The sequence below is a fragment of the Delftia sp. HK171 genome (genome assembly GCF_001886655.1).
Taxonomy (GTDB): Bacteria; Pseudomonadota; Gammaproteobacteria; order Burkholderiales; family Burkholderiaceae_C; genus Comamonas; species Comamonas acidovorans.
The window spans coordinates 360,406-378,199 of sequence record NZ_CP018101.1; the positions used below are offsets into that span (position 1 = coordinate 360,406).

General features: G+C 68.2%; 16 protein-coding genes. 7 read left to right on the forward strand and 9 right to left on the reverse strand.

Going from position 1 to position 17,794, the window contains the following annotated elements:
* Window positions 1–28: 28 nt before the first annotated feature.
* The 9 genes from BO996_RS01685 to BO996_RS01725 all read right to left on the reverse strand — a co-directional run bounded on the left by BO996_RS01685 (window position 29) and on the right by BO996_RS01725 (window position 9,759).
* Window positions 29–736: an ABC transporter ATP-binding protein gene (locus BO996_RS01685; protein WP_013800138.1), complete on the reverse strand. Its 708-nt coding sequence runs from the start codon at window positions 734–736 to the stop codon at window positions 29–31.
* A complete protein-coding gene (locus BO996_RS01690) occupies window positions 723–1,487 on the reverse strand; it encodes an ABC transporter ATP-binding protein (protein WP_013800137.1) in 765 nt (254 codons plus the stop codon). Before BO996_RS01690 ends, BO996_RS01685 begins: the two co-directional genes overlap by 14 nt.
* Entirely contained in the window at window positions 1,474–2,448 is a 975-nt protein-coding gene (locus tag BO996_RS01695) for a branched-chain amino acid ABC transporter permease (RefSeq protein WP_012202200.1), read from the reverse strand. Before BO996_RS01695 ends, BO996_RS01690 begins: the two co-directional genes overlap by 14 nt.
* The gene (locus BO996_RS01700; RefSeq protein ID WP_012202199.1) at window positions 2,449–3,312 is read right to left on the reverse strand and encodes a branched-chain amino acid ABC transporter permease; all 864 of its coding nucleotides are present in this window, start codon (window positions 3,310–3,312) and stop codon (window positions 2,449–2,451) included.
* 235 nt (window positions 3,313–3,547) lie between these two features.
* On the reverse strand, window positions 3,548–4,486 hold the full coding sequence (locus BO996_RS01705; protein ID WP_013800135.1) for a LysR family transcriptional regulator: 939 nt from the start codon (window positions 4,484–4,486) through the stop codon (window positions 3,548–3,550).
* A 124-nt stretch (window positions 4,487–4,610) separates the two neighbouring features.
* Window positions 4,611–5,597: a YihY/virulence factor BrkB family protein gene (locus BO996_RS01710; RefSeq protein WP_013800134.1), complete on the reverse strand. Its 987-nt coding sequence runs from the start codon at window positions 5,595–5,597 to the stop codon at window positions 4,611–4,613.
* A gap of 70 nt (window positions 5,598–5,667) precedes the next feature.
* On the reverse strand, window positions 5,668–7,233 hold the full coding sequence (gene garD / locus BO996_RS01715) for a galactarate dehydratase (RefSeq protein ID WP_065345449.1): 1,566 nt from the start codon (window positions 7,231–7,233) through the stop codon (window positions 5,668–5,670).
* Window positions 7,234–7,393: 160 nt separating this feature from the next.
* Window positions 7,394–8,392, reverse strand: coding sequence for a Bug family tripartite tricarboxylate transporter substrate binding protein (locus BO996_RS01720; RefSeq protein ID WP_063327751.1), 999 nt, complete (start codon window positions 8,390–8,392; stop codon window positions 7,394–7,396).
* Between the two features lie 50 nt (window positions 8,393–8,442).
* The gene (locus BO996_RS01725) at window positions 8,443–9,759 is read right to left on the reverse strand and encodes a glucarate dehydratase family protein (RefSeq protein WP_071953853.1); all 1,317 of its coding nucleotides are present in this window, start codon (window positions 9,757–9,759) and stop codon (window positions 8,443–8,445) included.
* An 83-nt stretch (window positions 9,760–9,842) separates the two neighbouring features.
* Here BO996_RS01725 and BO996_RS01730 point away from each other — a divergent pair, with 83 nt between their 5' ends.
* The 7 genes from BO996_RS01730 (at window position 9,843) to BO996_RS01760 (ending at window position 17,709) form a co-directional block, all read left to right on the forward strand.
* Entirely contained in the window at window positions 9,843–10,631 is a 789-nt protein-coding gene (locus tag BO996_RS01730; protein ID WP_012202192.1) for a FadR/GntR family transcriptional regulator, read from the forward strand.
* 148 nt (window positions 10,632–10,779) lie between these two features.
* Complete coding sequence (locus BO996_RS01735) at window positions 10,780–11,757, forward strand: Bug family tripartite tricarboxylate transporter substrate binding protein (protein ID WP_071953854.1); 978 nt, start codon at window positions 10,780–10,782, stop codon at window positions 11,755–11,757.
* Between the two features lie 48 nt (window positions 11,758–11,805).
* Window positions 11,806–12,717 (forward strand): 5-dehydro-4-deoxyglucarate dehydratase, encoded by a 912-nt coding sequence (gene kdgD / locus BO996_RS01740; protein ID WP_012202190.1) that lies wholly within the window; start codon window positions 11,806–11,808, stop codon window positions 12,715–12,717.
* Window positions 12,718–12,775: 58 nt separating this feature from the next.
* Window positions 12,776–13,735 carry a Bug family tripartite tricarboxylate transporter substrate binding protein gene (locus BO996_RS01745; RefSeq protein WP_012202189.1) on the forward strand — a complete coding sequence of 320 codons (960 nt, stop codon included), beginning with the start codon at window positions 12,776–12,778 and terminating at the stop codon, window positions 13,733–13,735.
* Window positions 13,736–13,855: 120 nt separating this feature from the next.
* Entirely contained in the window at window positions 13,856–14,842 is a 987-nt protein-coding gene (locus tag BO996_RS01750) for a 2-hydroxyacid dehydrogenase (RefSeq protein WP_071957003.1), read from the forward strand.
* A 44-nt stretch (window positions 14,843–14,886) separates the two neighbouring features.
* Window positions 14,887–16,224, forward strand: coding sequence for an enolase C-terminal domain-like protein (locus tag BO996_RS01755; protein WP_071953855.1), 1,338 nt, complete (start codon window positions 14,887–14,889; stop codon window positions 16,222–16,224).
* A 36-nt stretch (window positions 16,225–16,260) separates the two neighbouring features.
* On the forward strand, window positions 16,261–17,709 hold the full coding sequence (locus BO996_RS01760; RefSeq protein ID WP_071953856.1) for an aldehyde dehydrogenase family protein: 1,449 nt from the start codon (window positions 16,261–16,263) through the stop codon (window positions 17,707–17,709).
* The last annotated feature ends 85 nt before the right edge of the window (window positions 17,710–17,794 follow it).

The window sequence follows — 17,794 nt, forward strand, 5'->3', positions numbered from 1 at the left end:
GTGGCTTGGGTAGAGGCAAGAGGCGGCGTCATGCGCCGATGTACGCCTTGCGGATGGAGTCGTCGGCCAGCAGCTCGGCCGGCCTGCCCTCGCGCACGATGCGGCCGCTTTCCATCACATAGGCGCGGTGCGCGATCTTCAGCGCCGCATAGGCGTTCTGCTCGGCCAGCAGCACGGTGGTGCCGGCCGCGTTGATGCGCTGTATGGCCTCGAACATCTGCTTGATGACCAGGGGCGCCAGGCCCAGCGAGGGCTCGTCCAGCAGCAGGGCCTGGGGCCGGCCCATCATGGCGCGGCCGATGGCCACCATCTGCTGCTGGCCGCCCGACAGCGAGCCGGCCGGGTCGTGCTGCTTCTCGCGCAGGATGGGAAACAGCTCCATCACCTCCTGCAGCGTCTTCTGGCTGGGGCCGGGGTCGCGGCGGTGCACATAGGCGCCCAGCTGCAGGTTGCGCAGCACCGACATCTGGGGGAACAGCTTGCGCCCCTCGGGGCACTGCACCACGCCGGACTGCACGATGGCCGATGGCTTGCTGCCAGCCAGCTCCTTGCCATTCCAGACGATGGAGCCGCCCGCGGCCTTGTGGATGCCGCTGGCCGTGAGGAACAGCGAACTCTTGCCCGCGCCGTTGGCGCCCAGCAGCACCACCAGCTCGCCGCGGTCGGCATGCAGGCTGACTCCGTCCAGCGCCAGGAAGCTGCCGTAGCGCAGCGACACGTTCTCAAACTTCAGCATGCTCGCTCCCCAGGTAGGCATCGATGACGGCGGGGTTGCGGCGTATTTCCTCGGGCGTGCCCTCGGCGATCTTCTCGCCGTAGCTGAGCACCAGGATCTTGTCGGCCAGGCTCATGATCATGCCCATCTTGTGCTCGATCAGCGCCACCGTGATGCCATGGCGCACCAGCTTGCGGATCAGCTCGGCCAGGCCTTCGGTCTCCTCTGGGTTGACGCCGCCGGCAGGCTCGTCGAGCAGCATCAGCTTCGGGTCGGTGGCCAGGGCCAGCGCGAAGGCCACGCGCTTGCGCTCCTCCTGCGTGATGTCGCCCGCGATGCGGCCGGCCACATGCGACAAGCCCACGAAGTCCAGCGCGTCGCGCGCCTTCTCGCGGCACACGCGCTCTTCCTCGCGCAGGCGGCTGGAGCCGCGCAGCACGTCCCACAGGCCTGAGCGCGTGCGCAGCCGGTGGCCCACGATGAGGTTGTCCAGCACCGTGGCGCGGTCGAACAGCGCCGTGGTCTGGAAGGTGCGTGCCACGCCCAGTTTCGCCACCTGGTCGGTGCGCAGCGAGGTCACGTCCTGGCCGTTGAAGGTGATGGTGCCCGAGGTGGGCTTGTGCACGCAGCTGATCAGGTTGAAGAACGTGGTCTTGCCCGCGCCGTTGGGGCCGATGATGGCGTTGATGCGGCCTTCCTCGATCACGGTGCTGACATCGTTGACGGCAGCCAGCCCGCCGAAGGTCTTGGTCAGGTGGTCAATCTTGAGCATGCGGCTTGCCCTCCTTGGCATTGCGGCGCGCGCGCCATGCGGTGAAGCTGCCCACCACGCCGTAGGGCATGAAGATCACCAGCATCACGAGAATCGGGCCGAAGACGATGAAGCGGTACTCCTGCAGGAACTGCAGGTACTGCGTGATCCAGGGCATGCCGATGGCGCCCAGCAGCGGCCCCAGCACCGTGCCCATGCCGCCGACCATGGCGAAGATCATCATGTCGAAGGTGTGGTGCACGCCGGCCATGTCGGGACCGATGAAGCGCACGAAGCCGGCGTACAGGCCGCCCGCCACGCCCGCGTAGACCACGCTCAACATGAAGGCCAGCACCTTGTTGCGCATGAGGTTGATGCCCAGCGCCTCGGCCAGCTCGTCGCTGTTGCGGATGGCCATGAAGGTGCGGCCCAGCAGCGACCGGACGATGCGCCGCATCACCCAGACCGAGGCCACGAGGAAGGCCAGCACCAGGTAGTACAGCGCCAGCGGCGACTCGAAGCTCAGCGCGCCCAGGGCCTCGGGCGCGGGGATGCCCATGATGCCTACCGTGCCGTGGGTCAGGCCCTCCCACTTCTCGATCACGAGGAACATGATGTAGCCCACGCACAGCGTGAAGATCGAGAAGTAGTGCCCCTTCAGGCGCAGCGAGACGATGCCGATCAGGTAGCCCAGCACCGCGCACACCACGCCCGACATCACCAGCCCGCCCCAGAACGGCCAGCCATGATCCACCGTGAGGATGCCCACGGTATAGGCGCCCGCGGCCATGAAGCCCGCATGCGCGAGGTTGAGCTGGCCCGTGTAGCCCGTGATCAGGTTCAGGCCCAGCGTGGCGATGGCGAAGATGTAGGCCGTGCTCATCACCGTGAGGTGGTAGTCGTTGCCCGCCAGCCAGGGAAAGGCGATGCCGGCGGCCAGCAGCAGGCCCCAGGCGACGCGGGAGTCGATGAATCCGTTCATTCAATGACTCCTCTTGGCGAACAGGCCCTGCGGGCGCAGCGACAGGATCACCACCAGCAGCACGAAGGCGATGATGTCCTTGTAGTCGGTGGAGATGTAGTAGGCGCCGAAGCTCTCGGCAAAGCCGATGATCAGCCCGCCCAGCACGGCGCCCGGGATGCTGCCCATGCCGCCCAGGATGATGATCACGAAGGCCTTGGTGATGACCAGGTGGCCCATGGCCGGATAGACCAGGTTGATGGGCGCATACAGCGTGGCCGCCACGGCCGCGAGCACGCCCGAGATGGCAAAGGTCAGCATGGACACGCGGTTGGCGTCGATGCCCACCATGGATGCGCCCTCGCGGTTCTGCGCCATGGCGATGATGGTCGCGCCCGTGATGGTGCGCGTCAGGAACAGGTGCAGGGCCACCATCAGCGCAAAGGCCGCGCCGATGATCAGCAGGCGCTGCGCGGGCGCCGTGATGCCGCCCATCTCCACGATGGAGGTGTAGGGCGTGGGCATGCGCTGGAAGTCCGCGCCCCACAGCGCCTGGGCACCCGCCTCCAGGAACAGCAGCAGCCCGATGGAGGCGATCTTGGGATGCAGGGGCGAGGCCTTGCGCAGCGGATGGAAGATCAGCCGCTCGCTGACGATGCCCAGCACCGCCACCGCGACGGCTGCGGTCAGCATGGCCGCCCAGTAGCCCCAGCTCCAGGCCACCATGGCCTGGAAGGCCACGAAGGCGCCGATCATGTAGAAGCCGCCGTGCGCGAAATTGGGCACGTGCAGGATGCCGTAGACCAGGGTCAGGCCCAGGGCCACCAGGCCGTAGATGCCGCCCAGGGTCAGGCCGTTGAGCACTTGCTGCAGAAAAACGTCCATCAACGCCTCCTGCGGAAAGGCGCGGCTCGGCGCCCGGCCAGGGTCTGTGCTTGCATTGTCTTGTCTCCTTTGCATGGCCGGCCGGCGCGGCGCGACAACGCATGCGGCAGACAGGCAAGGCCAGCTTAGGAGGGGGGCGGCGCCACGATCAACCCGAAGATTCCGCACAGCGGAATTCACCTGGGAAACCCCGAGACCCTCAGGGCCCCGCCAGTAACCTAGATGACAGCCGCGCTCAGATGGACAGGGCCGGCAAGTTGGCGGGCAGGCCCTGCATGGAGCGCTGCGTGTGCTCGGCCACGAAGTCCAGGAAGCTGCGCACGCGCGCCGGCATGAACTTGCGAGTGGGCAAGGTGGCGTAGAGCGTGAAATGGCCCGTGGTCCATTCGGGCAGCACATGGCGCAGCCGGCCCGAACGCAGGTGGCGCGCAATCAGGTCCAGCGGCTGGGTGCTGATGCCCGCGCCGTCCAGCGTGGCACGCAGCAGCGTGCCGGTGTGGTTGGCCACCAGCACGGGCTGCACGGCCACCTCGGCCTCGCCCGCGTTGCCATCGAGCCGGCGCAGGCGCAGCACGTCGGAGCGGCCCTGGGCGCGGCGGCGCAGCAGGCACTGGTGGCCCGCCAGATCCCCGGGCACGGCGGGCACGCCATGGGCGTCCAGGTACTCGGGCGAGGCGCAGGCCAGGCCGCAGGTGGTGACGATGGGCCGCGCCACCACGTTGCCGTCATAACCCTCCTCGGCGTTGAGGAAGGTGATGTCGTACTCGCCCACGGCGGCCTCGCTGGCCGACTCCACGAAAACCTCGATGCAGATGCGCGGGTGCAGGCGGTGGAAGTCCGCCACCAGCGGCGCCAGCACATGCTCGGCAAACACGGGCGGCGTGAGCACGCGCACGGCGCCCGACAGCTCCAGCGTGTGCGCCTGCGCCAGGCTGAAGGCATCCTCCACATCGGCCAGGATGCCGCGCACGCGCTCCAGATAGGCCTCGCCGGCCTCGGTCAGCGACACGCTGCGCGTGGTGCGCTGCAGCAGCCGCGTGCCCAGGTGCTGCTCCAGGTCGGCCACCAGGCGCGTGACCGTGGGCACGGACATGTCCAGGCGACGCGCCGCCGCCGAAAACCCGGCCTCGTCGGCCACGGTCTGAAACACCCGCATGGTCTGCAATCGGTCCATGTTGTCCTTGGCCCCGGGCCTCGGTGCCCGGGGACTTTCGCTGCATTGTTCCACTCCCAAACGCCCTGCGCCGCGGCTTTGCGGGCCGCGGCGCAGGCGTTCATCTTCGTCGAAATGCAGCCGCTCAGCCCTTGCCGTCCGAAGTGTCCCTGGCCTGCGCTGGACCGGCGGGCGGCGCCCAGCGGATGGGGTGGGTGAAGCGCACCTCGGCGTCGCTGAAAGCCTTGGCCGTGGCGGCCGACAGCAGCAGGATGGCCGACGAGAAATAGATCCACATCAACAGCACCACCAGCGAACCCGCCGCGCCATAGGCCGAGACCACGGCCGCCGTGGACAGATACCAGGCCAGGGCCTGCTTGCCCAGCGTGAACAGCAGGGCGCCGACGATGGCGCCGAAGATGAGATAGCGCAGCCGGGGCTTGGGGCCACTGCCGATGCGCATCAGCCCCACGAAGAGCAGCACGGCAATGCCGAAGGACACGCATTCGTTGATCAGGCTGATCAGCGGCCCCAGCGGCTGAATCTGCAGCTTGGTGCCGGCCCAGTTGGTGATCAGCTGGATGGCCGTGGACAGAGCCATGGACACCAGCAGCAAGAAGCCCAGCGCCAGCACATAGGTCAGGCCGCGCAGCCGCAGCGCGGCCATGCGCCACCACACGGCCTTGGGCGGCGGTGGCTCGCCGTTCGAGGTCCAGAGCTTTTCCAGCGCGGACTGCAGCTCCACGAACACACCCGTGGCGCCCGACATCAGCAGGATGAAGCCGAACAGCGAGGCCAGCCGCCCCTCGTCGGGCCGCTGGGCGCTTTCTAGCGCACCGCGCACCACCTGGGCGCCGCGCTCGCCGATCACGTCCTGCACCTGGTCGATCAACTGGTGCTCCACATAGCTGCGGTCCACCCACCAGCCCAGCAGGCCGACCAGCAGCAGCAGCAGCGGCGCCAGGCTCAGGATGCCGTAGAAGGACATGGCCGCGCTCATGCGCAGGCCATCGGCGTCCAGCCACAGCTGCACGGCATTCCACATGGCGCGCAGCGGGTTCAGCTCCATCAGGCGCTGCAGGCGTGCGGACCAGGACGAGGCGGGGGGAGTTTCCGGGGTATCTGAGGGCATGGCCCCCATTGTGCGCAGCGGCGCACCGGCGCCCTGTCAGCCTGTGCCGACAGGGGCCTGTGTGCGCGGCTCAGGTCACGGGCGCTGGATTGAACAGCACCAGGGCGTTGTGCAGCTTCCACTGCTCCGCCCAGGTCTTCTTGCGGCCGCTGGCCACGTCCAGCATCAGGCGGAACATCTCCCAGCCCACGTCCTCGATGCTGGCCTGGCCTTCGGCGATGCGGCCCGCGTTCACGTCCATCAGGTCATGCCAGCGCCGCGCCAGGTCGCTGCGCGTGGCCACCTTGATCACGGGCACCTGGGCCAGGCCGTAGGGCGTGCCCCGGCCCGTGGTGAACACATGCAGGTTCATGCCGGCGGCCAGCTGCAGCGTGCCGCAGATGAAATCGCTGGCCGGCGTGGCCGCATAGACCAGGCCGCTTTGGATGCCCCGGTCGGCCAGACGCTGGCCCGGCGACAGCACGCCGGTGATGGGCGCCGTGCCACTCTTGATGATGGAGCCCATGGCCTTCTCGACGATGTTAGACAGGCCGCCCTTCTTGTTGCCCGGCGTGGTGTTGGCGCTGCGGTCCACGCGGCCCTTGTCCAGGTAGGCGTCGTACCAGGCCATCTCCTCGATCATGGCTTCGGCCACCTCGGGGCTGGAGGCGCGCGAGGTGAGCTGGTCGATGCCGTCGCGCACCTCGGTCACCTCGCTGAACATCACGGTGGCGCCTGCGCGCACCAGCAAATCGGTGCAAAAGCCCACGGCCGGATTGGCCGTGACGCCGCTGAACGCATCGCTGCCGCCGCACTGCACGCCCACCACCAGGGCGCTGGCCGGCACGGTCTCGCGCCGGCGCGCGTTCAGCCGCTCCAGATGCACCCTGGCGCTGCCCATGATGGAGTCCACCATCGACATGAAGCCCACATGCGCCTCGTCCTGCAGGCAGACCACGTCCAGCGCGGGCTCTCGCTCATCGACGATGGGGAAGGACCCCGGCGGCAGCAGCCGCTCGGGCTGCAGCTTCTCGCAGCCCAGGCTCACCACCATCACCTCGCCGCCAAAATTCGGGTTGTGGCTGATGTTGCGCAGCGTGCGCTGCGGAATCTCGGCGCCCACGGCATCGATGGCCACGCCGCAGCCATAGCTGTGCTCCAGGCCCACCACATCGTCCACATTCGGATAGCGCGGCAGCAGCTCGGCCTTGATGCGGCCCACCGCGAAATCCAGCACTCCGGCCACGCACTGCACCGTGGTGGTGATGGCCAGGATATTGCGCGTGCCCACCGTGCCATCGGCATTGCGGTAGCCCTCGAAGGTGTAGCCCGTCAGCGGCGGCAGCTCGGGCGGCTGCACCGTGGCGATCGGCAACCCCTCAAGAGACAGCGCCCCCGGCATGCGCAGCAGCCGCTCATGCACCCAGCTTCCCGCGGCAATGGCCTGCAGCGCATAGCCGATCACCACGTTGTAGCGGCGCACCTCGCCGCCCTCGGCAATGTCCACCAGCGCCACCTTGTGCGCCTGCGGCACCTTGTCGACCAGCACCAGCCCCCCGGGCATCACCGTGCCCGCAGGCAACCCCCCGTCATTGGCCACGATGGCCACGTTGTCGGCCGGATGCATGCGGATGGAAAGAGGAAGTGGGGTACTCATGGCAATGTCTCAATTTTCTAGGGGCCTGTCGCAATCGGAGTGCAGCCCTCGCAACCGTCACGTCCCAACTCAGGAACGCCGAGCAAGAGCCGCCTCGCGGCGACGGCGTTGTCCCCCTCCGCGAAGCGAGAAGGGGGAAGGCGCGAAGCGCCTCAGGGGGTCACTCTGCTTTTATTCCAGCAGCCTTGATCACCTTCCCCCACTTGACCACCTCGGCCTTCTGGTACTCGCCCAGCTCGGCCGGCGTCATCTGCGAGGGCAGCATGCCGAAGTTCTTCAGGCGCGCCTGCACCTCAGGCGTGGCGACGATTTTCATGATCTCCGCATGCAGCCGGTCCACGATAGGCTTGGGCGTGCCTGCGGGCGCGAACACGGCCTGCCACGAGCCCATGTCGAAGCCCTTCTCGCCGGCCTCGGCGATGGTGGGCACATCGGGCAGCGACTCCAGGCGCCGCGAGCTGGTCACGGCAATGGGACGCAGCTTGCCGGCCTGCACATGGGGGCCGACGACCAGGGCGGTGTCGAACATCATGTCCACCTGGCCGCCGATCACGTCCTGCACGGCCGGGCCGCTGCCCTTGTAGGGCACGTGGGTGAACTTCACGCCCGTCTGGTAGCCCAGCAGCTCCAGCGCCATGTGGTTGGAGGTGCCGCTGCCCGGCGAGGCCGAGGTCAGGCCGCCCGCCGCTGCCTTGGCCTTGCTGGCGGCCAGCACGTCGGCCAGCGTCTTGTAGGGGCTGGAGGCCGGCACCACCAGCACCAGCGGGCCCGAGCCCAGCATGGCCACCGGCGTGAAGGACTTGACCGGGTCGTAGTCCAGCTTGGCGTACAGGCTCACATTGATGGCGTGCGAGCTGATGGTGCCGCCCAGGATGGTGTAGCCATCGGCCGGTGCGCGCGCCGCAATGGCCGAGCCCACGCTGCCGCCCGCGCCGCCCTTGTTCTCGATCACCACGGGCGTGCCCAGGGCCTTGCTCAGCGGCTGGGCGATCACGCGCGCCAGCGTATCGGTATTGCCGCCAGGCGGGAACGGCACCAGGTAGGTGATGGGCTTGCCCGTGGGCCAGTTGCCCTGCGCGGCGGCGGGCATGGCGGCCAGGGCCGTGCCCAGCAGCAGGGCGCTGGCGAGGGAATGTTGGATGAGTGTGCGGCGTTGCATGGTGCTTGTCTCCGGGAAGTGCTTGTCGTTGGAATGGTGTGAAAGCGGGTTCAGAAGCGCGGCTGGTGGCCGGTGAACGCGGGGTCGTACTTGCGCATCTGCCCCAGGTCGTCGCGGTTGCGGATGCCGCAGTGCAGGTAGTTGTCGTGCAGCCGGGCCAGGGCCTCGCGGTCCAGCCGCACACCCAGGCCGGGCGCCGTGGGCACGCGCAGGCTGCCCTGCTCGAACTGCAGCCGGCCGCCCTCGACGACTTCCTCGTCCTGCCAGGGGTAGTGCGTGTCGCAGGCATAGGTCAGCAGGGGTACGCTGGCGCACAGGTGCGTCATGGCCACCAGGCTCACGCCCAGGTGGGAATTGCTGTGCATGGACAGGCCCAGGTCGAAGGTGCGGCACAGCGTGGACAGGCGCTGCGTGGCGCGCAGCCCGCCCCAGTAATGGTGGTCGCTGAGCACGATCTTCACGGGGCAGCCCATGTCGGCGTTGCGGCGGAACTCGGCAAAGTCCGTCACCACCATGTTGGTAGCCAGCGGCACATCGCACTCGCGTGCCACGGCGGCCATGCCGTCCAGGCCGGGCGCCGGGTCCTCGTAGTACTCGAGCACGCCCTGCAGCTGCTGCACGATCTTCAGGCTGGTCTCCACCGTCCAGTTGCCATTGGGATCGATGCGCAGCGGCGTGCCCGGAAAGGCCTCGGCCAGCGCCAGGATGCCGGCCGCCTCCTGCTCGGGCGGCAGCGTGCCGGCCTTGAGCTTGATGCTCTGGAAACCGTACTGCGCAATCATGCGCCGCGCCTGCTCCACCAGCTGCTGCGGCGCCAGGGCCTCGCCCCAGGCGTCGGGCGAAGAATCTGGTCCATAGGGCCTGTCGATGTGCTCGGCGTACTTGTAGAACAGGTAGGCCGAGAACGGCACGCTGTCGCGCGCGGCGCCGCCCAGCAGGTCCACGATGGGGGCGCCCGCCATCTGACCCTGCAGGTCCAGCATGGCGACCTCGAAGGCGCTGACCACCTTGGCCACGGTCTTGGACACATGCGTGCCCGGCGCCAGCGACACCTGCTGGCCCAGGAATTCGGAAGCCGTCAGCGCAGGCGGCGCCACCAGGGCCGCGACGCGGACCTCCATCTCGTTGAGCGCCCAGGGCGACAGCCCCACCAGCGCGGGCGCGGCCTTGGCCAGCGCATCGAGCATGGGCTGGTCGCCATAGCTCTCGTTGATGCCGACCAGGCCCGAGGCCGTCTCGATCTCGATGATGGAACGCAGCGCCCAGGGCTCGTGGATGCCGGCCGCATTGAGCAGCGGCGGATCGCGGAAGGCAATGGGCGTGATGCGTATGTGGCGGATCGCGTGGATCGCGTGGGTGGTGCTCATCTGGAATGCGGGCTCAGGAGGATCAGAAAAAACTCGATGGCGTGGACGTCTTGTGATACGTTGTCGTACAACTTGGAGCGATTATGATCAGCACCATGGAAAGTTCGGCAAAGGGATTTCCCGCATCACCCCCAACGATCGAGCTTCCCCTGCGAGGAAAGTCCGGTCGCAGCGGCCGCAATCTGGCCGCCCTGCTGTTCGACGAGTTCGCGAGCAAGATCCGCAACGGCCTGCTGGCCGAAGGCGAGAAGCTGCCCACGGAGTCGTCGCTGGTGCAGACCTACGAAGTCAGCCGCACCGTGGTGCGCGAGGCGCTGTCGCGCCTGCAGGCCTCGGGCCTGGTGGAGACGCGCCACGGCATAGGCACCTTCGTGCGCGCCGCCCAGCCCGCATCCACGCTGATGCTCAATGCCGACGAGCTGACGGCCGCCGTGGACGTGATGGCCGTGCTGGAGCTGCGCATCAGCCTGGAGACCGAAAGCGCCGGCCTGGCCGCGCTGCGTCGCAGCCCCGAGCAGCTTCAGGGCATACGCATGGCGCTGCAGGCCTTCGAGATCGCCTTTGCGCGCGGCGAGGACACGGTGGCCCATGACCTGGCCTTCCACACCCAGATCGCCGAGGCCACGGGCAACCGCTACTTCGGCGACATCCTGCGGCACTTCGGCGCCCAGCTGATTCCGCGCACGCGCATCGCCTCCATCCACCAGCCCCAGCGCGACCCCGATTACCTGCGCCGCGTCAACCGCGAGCATGAGGAAATCCTCGCCGCCATCGAGCGCCAGGATGCCGACTCGGCCCGCGCGGCCATGCGCATCCACCTGACCAACAGCCGCGAACGCCTGCGCCTGGCGCAAAAGACCAGCGCCGCCTGAGTGCTCCCATGGGCCTTTCGGGGCCGATGGCTTTGTCACGGGAATTCAGACAACCAAGGGAAAACCCTTTATCACTGCTCGCAAATCTCGGTTAAAAATCGGCTTCAGTTGTACGACAACTGACAACACAAAACCCGGAGACAAGAGCATGACCCTGAGCCGAAAGCAGTTCCTGCGCGCCGCTGGCGCCACCGCCCTCGTAGCCACCGGCGCCGGTGCGCTGGCCCAGAGCAACTGGCCCACGCGGCCGCTGCGCCTGGTGGTGCCCTACCCGCCGGGTGGCAGCTCGGACATCATTGCGCGCGCCATCGGCCCGCTGCTGTCGGCAGAACTCAAGCAGCCCGTGGTCATCGAGAACAAGCCCGGCGCCAACGGCAACCTGGGTGCCGACATGGTGGCCAAGGCCCAGCCCGACGGCCACACGCTGATGCTGTGCGACCTGGGTGCGCTGGCCATCTCGCCCTCGCTCTACACCAAGCTGTCCTTCGACCTGTCCCGGGACCTGCGCGGCACGGCCATGCTGGCCTACTCGCCCCACCTGCTGGTCGTCCACCCTTCAGTGCCGGCGAACAACCTGCAGGAGCTGGTGGCCCTGTCCAAGAAGGAAGACCTGAGCTTTGCCGTCACCGCCACGGGCAGCGCCCCGCACCTGGCCGGCGTGGAACTGGCGCGCGCCACGGGCGCCCGCTGGGAATACGTGCCCTACAAGGGCGGCGTGCAGTCCATCCAGGACACGGTGGCAGGCCAGACCCAGGTGCTGATGAACGGCATGCTGGCCACCTACCCCCATGTGCAAAGCGGCAAGCTCAAGCTGCTGGGCCTGTCCAAGGGCACGCGCATGCCGCTGGCCGCCAACGTGCCCACCATCGCCGAGCAGGGCGTGCCCGGCTTCGAGACCGGCACCTGGCAAGGCGTGGTCGTTCCGGCCAAGACGCCCGAGGCCGTGGTCCAGCGCCTGCATGAGGCCCTGATCACCGCCATCCGCTCGCCCGAGGTGCGCGCCCGCCTCACGGGCCAGGGCGCCGAGGTCGTGACCATGAACCCCGCCGAGACCGCGCGCTTCCTGAGCACCGAGCGCCAGCGCTGGCAAAAAGTGGTTCAAACAGCCGGTTTGAAGCTCGACTGATTCCGCCCTTTTTTTTCTTTCTTCCCCACCCTTATTCCCGAGAGCACCATGACCCCCCAAGACCTCAAAGACGTGATGAGTTCCGGCCTGCTGTCCTTCCCCGTGACGGACTTCGACAGCAACGGCAACTTCAATGCCAAGGGCTATGCGGCCCGCCTCGAATGGCTGGCCCCCTACGGCGCCAGCGCGCTGTTCGCGGCCGGCGGCACGGGCGAGTACTTCTCGCTGTACGGCGAGGAATACGGCCAGATCATCAAGACCGCCGTGGACACCTGCCGCGGCAAGGTGCCCATCATCGCGGGCGCCGGCGGCCCCACGCGCACGGCCATTGCCCATGCCCAGGAAGCGGAGCGCCTGGGCGCCCACGGCGTCCTGCTGCTGCCCCACTACCTGACCGAAGCCGGCCAGGAAGGCCTGATCGCCCATGTGGAGCAGGTCTGCAAGAGCGTGAAGTTCGGCGTCATCGTCTACAACCGCGACCGCACCCGCTTCACGCCCGAATCGCTGGCCATCCTGGCCGAGCGCTGCCCCAACCTGGTGGGCTTCAAGGACGGCATGGGCAACATCGAGACCATGTCCGCCATCTTCATGAAGATGGGCGATCGCTTCGCCTACCTGGGCGGCCTGCCCACAGCCGAGGTCTATGCGGCCGCCTACAAGGCCCTGGGCACGCCGGTGTACTCCTCGGCCGTCTTCAACTTCATCCCCAAGACGGCGATGGCGTTCTACGAAGCCGTGCGCACCGACGACATGGCCACGCAGCACAAGCTGCTCAAGGAATTCTTCATGCCCTACCTGAAGATCCGCAACCGCGTCGAAGGCTACGGCGTGAGCATCATCAAGGCCGGCGCCAAGCTGGTCGGCCACGACGCAGGCCCCGTGCGCGCCCCGCTGACGGACCTCAAGCCCTCCGAGCTGGAAGAGCTCAAGGCCCTGATCGACAAGCTCGGCCCGCAATAAGCAACAAGACCGGACGCAGGGGCCAGTCCGGCCCTTGCGCCCCCCAGGAGACAAGAACATGAAGAAGATTCTGATCACGCTGGGTGCCGCACTGGCCCTCACGGCGCAGGCGGCCGGCAGCTTTCCGGACAAGGCCGTCAACATCATCGTGCCCTTCCCGGCCGGAGGCTCCACCGACACGGTGGCGCGCGCCATGGCCCTGAGCATGGGCGAGCAGCTGGGCAAGCCCTTCGTGGTGGAAAACCGCCCGGGCGCCACGGGCACCATCGGCGCAGGCGCCGTCAAGCGCGCACCGGCCGATGGCTACACGCTGCTGGTGGCCTCGCTGGGCCCCTTCGTGGTCACGCCGCACCTGGTCAAGAACGTGCCCTATGACGCAGGCAAGGACTTCGACTACATCACCATCCCCGTGCAGGCACCCAACGTGCTCGTGGCCAGCCCCGCGCAGAAGGCCCGCACCGTGGCCGAGGTCATCGCCGCGCTCAAGGCCAACCCCGGCAAGATCAGTTTCGCGAGTTCGGGCAACGGCTCCTCGGACCATCTGTCGGCCGAGCTGTTCTGGCAGCAAAGCGGCACCGAAGGCATGCACGTCCCCTACAAGGGCGGCGCCCCGGCCATCACCGACCTGATCGGCGGCCAGGTGGACTTCTCGTTCCAGAACGTCAACGCCGTGCTGCCCCATCTGCGCAGCGGCAAGCTGCATGCGATCGCCGTGACCGGCAGCCAGCGCTCGCCCGTGCTGCCCGATGTGCCCACGCTGGCCGAGGCCGGTGTCAAGGGCGCCGAGGTCTACTCCTGGCAAGGCCTGGCCGCCCCCAAGGGCCTGCCCGCCGATGTGAAGGCCAAGCTGGCCAAGGCCGCCATCGCCTCCGTGCAGCAGCCCGACATCCGCAAGCGCTTCGTGGAGCAGGGCCTGGAGATCGTGGGCAACACGCCCGAGGAATTCACGCGCTACCAGGCCCAGGAATCGGAGCGCTGGAAGCAACTGATCCAGACCCGAAAAATCACCGCTGATTGAGCTGGAAACAACGGGCCGGTCCCCGGGCCTTTGCCCGCCTACCTTTGCCCGCTGGCCTGCGCACCGCAGGCCCTTTTCACCGGGGCTTCCAGCCCCTGCAAGTTCCAAGGATTCCAAGGCATGGCGACCTCCCGTCCACGCGTTCTCCAGTTCGGCAAGATGCCGCTGCCCCAGCTCGATGCCGAACTGGCCCAGGCCTATGAGGTGACGCTGCTGTCCGAGCAGCCCGACCGCGAGCGCTTTCTCGCCGAGCACGGCGCGCAGTTCGAATACCTGGTCACCTCGGCTGCCATGGGCGTGCCCGCGAGCGTGGTGCAGGCCCTGCCCAGGCTGCGCTTCGTGAGCAGCTTCGGCGTGGGCTTTGACGCGCTGGACCGCGAGTCCCTGCTGCGCCAGGGCGCCCGCGTGGGCTACACGCCAGGCGTGCTGGACGACTGCGTGGCCGACATGGCCTTCGCGCTGCTGCTGGACGCCGCGCGTGGCCTGAGCGAGTCCGACCGCTTCGTGCGCCGGGGCGACTGGAGCCGAGGCCGCTTCGGCATCCGCACGCGCGCCAGCGGCAAGCGCCTGGGCATCTTCGGCATGGGCCGCATCGGCTCCACCGTGGCGCGCCGCGCGGCCGGCTTCGACATGGAGGTGGCCTATCACAACCGCCGCCCGGTCGAGGGATCGCCCCACCTCTACCAGCCCTCGCTGCTGGAGCTGGCGCGCTGGGCCGACTTCCTCGTCATCACGGCCGCAGGCGGCGACGGCACGCAGCACCTGGTCAACGCCGAGGTGCTGGACGCGCTGGGCCCGCAGAGCTTTCTGATCAACGTGGCGCGCGGCAGCGTGGTCGACGAGGCCGCCCTGGTCCAGGCCCTGCAGCAGGGCCGCATCGCAGGCGCGGGCCTGGATGTGTTCGAGGACGAGCCACGCCCCCATGCCGAGCTGCTGTCGCAGGACAACGTGGTGCTTGCGCCCCACATCGCCAGCGGCACGCACGAAACCCGCCGCGCCATGGCCGACCTCGTGCTGCGCAACCTGGCGCAGTTCATCGCCACGGGCCGGCCCGAGGCCGAGGTGCCGTGGTCCGCCGCGCAGCAGGCGGCCACCGCCGCCGCATAGCCGTTTTTTCCCAGAGACCGATCCAAACGATCCAAGAGCACGCCATGTCCTCCACCCCGACCATCACCGAGATCGAAGTCATTCCCGTCGCCGGCCGCGACGGCATGCTCATGAACCTCAGCGGCGCGCATGCGCCCTACTTCACGCGCAACATCGTGCTCATCCACGACAGCGCGGGCCACACCGGTGTGGGCGAAGTGCCTGGCGGCGAAGGCATACGCCAGGCGCTGGAGGACAGCAAGGCGCTGCTCATCGGCCAGTCCGTGGGCAACCACCTCAAGCTGCTGCAGAACCTGCAGCAGGCCCTGGCCGGGCGCGACACGGGCGGGCGCGGCCTGCAGACCTTCGATCTGCGCATTGCCGTGCATGCCGTCACCGCCGTGGAGTCGGCCCTGCTGGACCTGCTGGGCCAGCACCTGGGCGTGCCCGTGGCGGCCCTGCTGGGCGAAGGCCAGCAGCGCGACCGCGTGGAGATGCTGGGCTACCTGTTCTTCACCGGCCCCACCGACAAGACCGATCTGCCCTACGTCCAGCCCGGCGAAGACCAAAGCGGCAGCGACGACTGGACGCAGGTGCGCCACATGACCGCCATGGACCCGGCCGCCATCGTGCGCCAGGCCGAGGCGGCGCACGCGCGCTACGGCTTCAACGACTTCAAGCTCAAGGGCGGCGTGCTGGCCGGCGAGCAGGAGGTGGAGGCCGTCACCGCGCTGGCCAGGCGCTTTCCGCAGGCGCGCGTCACGCTGGACCCCAACGGCGGCTGGCTGCTCAAGGACGCCATCCGCCTCATGCGCGACATGCACGGCGTGCTCGCCTATGCCGAAGACCCCTGCGGCGCCGAGAACGGCTTCTCGGGCCGCGAAGTCATGGCCGAATTCCGCCGCGCCACCGGCCTGCCCACGGCCACCAACATGATCGCCACCGACTGGCGCCAGATGGTGCACGCGCTGTCGCTGCAGTCCGTGGACATCCCCCTGGCCGACCCGCATTTCTGGACCATGGCCGGCTCCGTGCGCGTGGGCCAGACCTGCCGCGACTGGGGTCTGACCTGGGGATCGCACTCCAACAACCACTTCGACATCTCGCTGGCCATGTTCACCCACGTGGCCGCCGCCGTGCCCGGCAAGGTCACGGCCATCGACACGCACTGGATCTGGCAGGACGGCCAGTACCTCACCCAGAACCCGCTGCAGATCAAGGGCGGCTTCGTCGAAGTGCCCAAGACCCCGGGCCTGGGCGTCACCGTGGACCGCGCCGCGCTGCAGCGCGCCAACGCCCTGTACCTGGAGCACGGCCTGGGCGCGCGCAATGACGCCATGGCCATGCAATACCTGATTCCCGGCTGGACCTTCGACAACAAGCGCCCCTGCATGGTCCGCTGACCCCTTCCTTCCGTTACCCCTTTCCCGGAGCACCTCATGTCCCGCTACGACAACCTCATCAACGGCCAATGGAAGGCCGCCGACGGCTACAGCGCCAACACCAACCCCAGCGACCTGTCCGATGTGATCGGCGAGTACGCCCAGGGCAATGCCGCCGATGTGGAAGCCGCCATCGCCGCGGCGGCCGCGGCCTTTCCCGCCTGGAGCACCTCGGGCATCCAGGCCCGCCACGACGCCCTGGACAAGATCGGCAACGAAATCCTGGCCCGCAAGGAAGAGCTGGGCGACCTGCTGGCGCGCGAGGAAGGCAAGACCCGTCCCGAAGCCATTGGCGAAGTCGGCCGTGCAGGCCAGATCTTCAAGTTCTTCGCGGGTGAATGCCTGCGCCTGGCCGGCGAAACCCTGCCCTCCGTGCGCCCCGGCATCGGCGTGGAAATCACGCGCGAGCCCGTCGGCGTGGTGGGCCTGATCACGCCGTGGAACTTCCCCATCGCCATTCCCGCCTGGAAGATCGCCCCGGCCCTGGCCTTCGGCAACTGCGTGGTCCTGAAGCCTGCCGACCTCGTGCCCGGCAGCGCCTGGGCGCTGGCCGACATCATTCACCGCTCGGGCATTCCGGCTGGTGTCTTCAACCTCGTCATGGGCCCGGGCCGCGTCATCGGTGATGCCCTGGTGCGCCACAGCGACGTGGCCGCCATCAGCTTCACCGGCTCCGTCGGCGTGGGCCGCGGCATTGCCCGCGCCTGCGTGGAAAGCGGCAAGAAGGTGCAGCTGGAGATGGGCGGCAAGAACCCGCAGATCGTGCTGGACGACGCCGACCTCACCCAGGCCGTGGAGCTGTCCGCGCAAAGCGGCTTCTACTCCACGGGCCAGCGCTGCACGGCATCGAGCCGCCTCATCGTCACCGACAGGATCTACCCCGCCTTCATCGAGGCCCTGCAGGCCCGCATGGCCAGGATCAAGGTGGGCGACGCCCGCGCCGCAGGCACCGACATGGGCCCCGTGGTCAGCCAGGCCCAGCTGGAGCAGGACCTGAGCTACGTGGAAATCGCCAAGGCCGAAGGCGCCGTGCTGGCTGCGGGTGGTGCAACGGCCGCATGCCACACCGGCAGCGGCAACAAGGGCTACTACATGGCGCCCACCCTGTTCGTGGACACACAAGCCGCCATGCGCATCAACCGCGAGGAAGTCTTCGGCCCCGTGGCCAGCGTCATCCGCGTCAAGGACTACGAAGAAGCCCTGGCCGTGGCCAACGACACGCCCTTCGGCCTGGCCGCAGGCATTGCCACCACCAGCCTCAAGCACGCCACCCACTTCAAGCGCCACAGCCAGGCCGGCATGGTCATGGTCAACCTGCCCACGGCCGGCGTGGACTACCACGTGCCCTTCGGCGGCCGCAAAGGCAGCAGCTACGGCCCGCGCGAACAGGGCCGCTATGCGCAGGAGTTCTATACGACGGTGAAGACGGCGTATACGCTGGCCTGAGGCTGAACCCAAAGCAGCCGCCAGGTGCTGGCGACTGCTTTCATCACTGACGCCATCCGCAACAAAACGATGCGGATGGCGTTTT

What these genes read in the sequence shown, in the direction of transcription:
- BO996_RS01735 (WP_071953854.1), top strand. Translation starts at nt 10,780, where the DNA reads ATGACCCTGAGCCGAAAGCAGTTCCTGCGCGCCGCTGGCGCCACCGCC.
- BO996_RS01755 (WP_071953855.1), top strand. Translation starts at nt 14,887, where the DNA reads ATGTCCTCCACCCCGACCATCACCGAGATCGAAGTCATTCCCGTCGCC.
- BO996_RS01690 (WP_013800137.1), bottom strand. Translation starts at nt 1,487, where the DNA reads ATGCTCAAGATTGACCACCTGACCAAGACCTTCGGCGGGCTGGCTGCC.
- BO996_RS01725 (WP_071953853.1), bottom strand. Translation starts at nt 9,759, where the DNA reads ATGAGCACCACCCACGCGATCCACGCGATCCGCCACATACGCATCACG.
- BO996_RS01705 (WP_013800135.1), bottom strand. Translation starts at nt 4,486, where the DNA reads ATGGACCGATTGCAGACCATGCGGGTGTTTCAGACCGTGGCCGACGAG.
- BO996_RS01745 (WP_012202189.1), top strand. Translation starts at nt 12,776, where the DNA reads ATGAAGAAGATTCTGATCACGCTGGGTGCCGCACTGGCCCTCACGGCG.
- BO996_RS01760 (WP_071953856.1), top strand. Translation starts at nt 16,261, where the DNA reads ATGTCCCGCTACGACAACCTCATCAACGGCCAATGGAAGGCCGCCGAC.
- BO996_RS01685 (WP_013800138.1), bottom strand. Translation starts at nt 736, where the DNA reads ATGCTGAAGTTTGAGAACGTGTCGCTGCGCTACGGCAGCTTCCTGGCG.
- BO996_RS01730 (WP_012202192.1), top strand. Translation starts at nt 9,843, where the DNA reads ATGATCAGCACCATGGAAAGTTCGGCAAAGGGATTTCCCGCATCACCC.
- BO996_RS01720 (WP_063327751.1), bottom strand. Translation starts at nt 8,392, where the DNA reads ATGCAACGCCGCACACTCATCCAACATTCCCTCGCCAGCGCCCTGCTG.
- BO996_RS01700 (WP_012202199.1), bottom strand. Translation starts at nt 3,312, where the DNA reads ATGGACGTTTTTCTGCAGCAAGTGCTCAACGGCCTGACCCTGGGCGGC.
- BO996_RS01695 (WP_012202200.1), bottom strand. Translation starts at nt 2,448, where the DNA reads ATGAACGGATTCATCGACTCCCGCGTCGCCTGGGGCCTGCTGCTGGCC.
- BO996_RS01750 (WP_071957003.1), top strand. Translation starts at nt 13,856, where the DNA reads ATGGCGACCTCCCGTCCACGCGTTCTCCAGTTCGGCAAGATGCCGCTG.
- garD (WP_065345449.1), bottom strand. Translation starts at nt 7,233, where the DNA reads ATGAGTACCCCACTTCCTCTTTCCATCCGCATGCATCCGGCCGACAAC.
- kdgD (WP_012202190.1), top strand. Translation starts at nt 11,806, where the DNA reads ATGACCCCCCAAGACCTCAAAGACGTGATGAGTTCCGGCCTGCTGTCC.
- BO996_RS01710 (WP_013800134.1), bottom strand. Translation starts at nt 5,597, where the DNA reads ATGCCCTCAGATACCCCGGAAACTCCCCCCGCCTCGTCCTGGTCCGCA.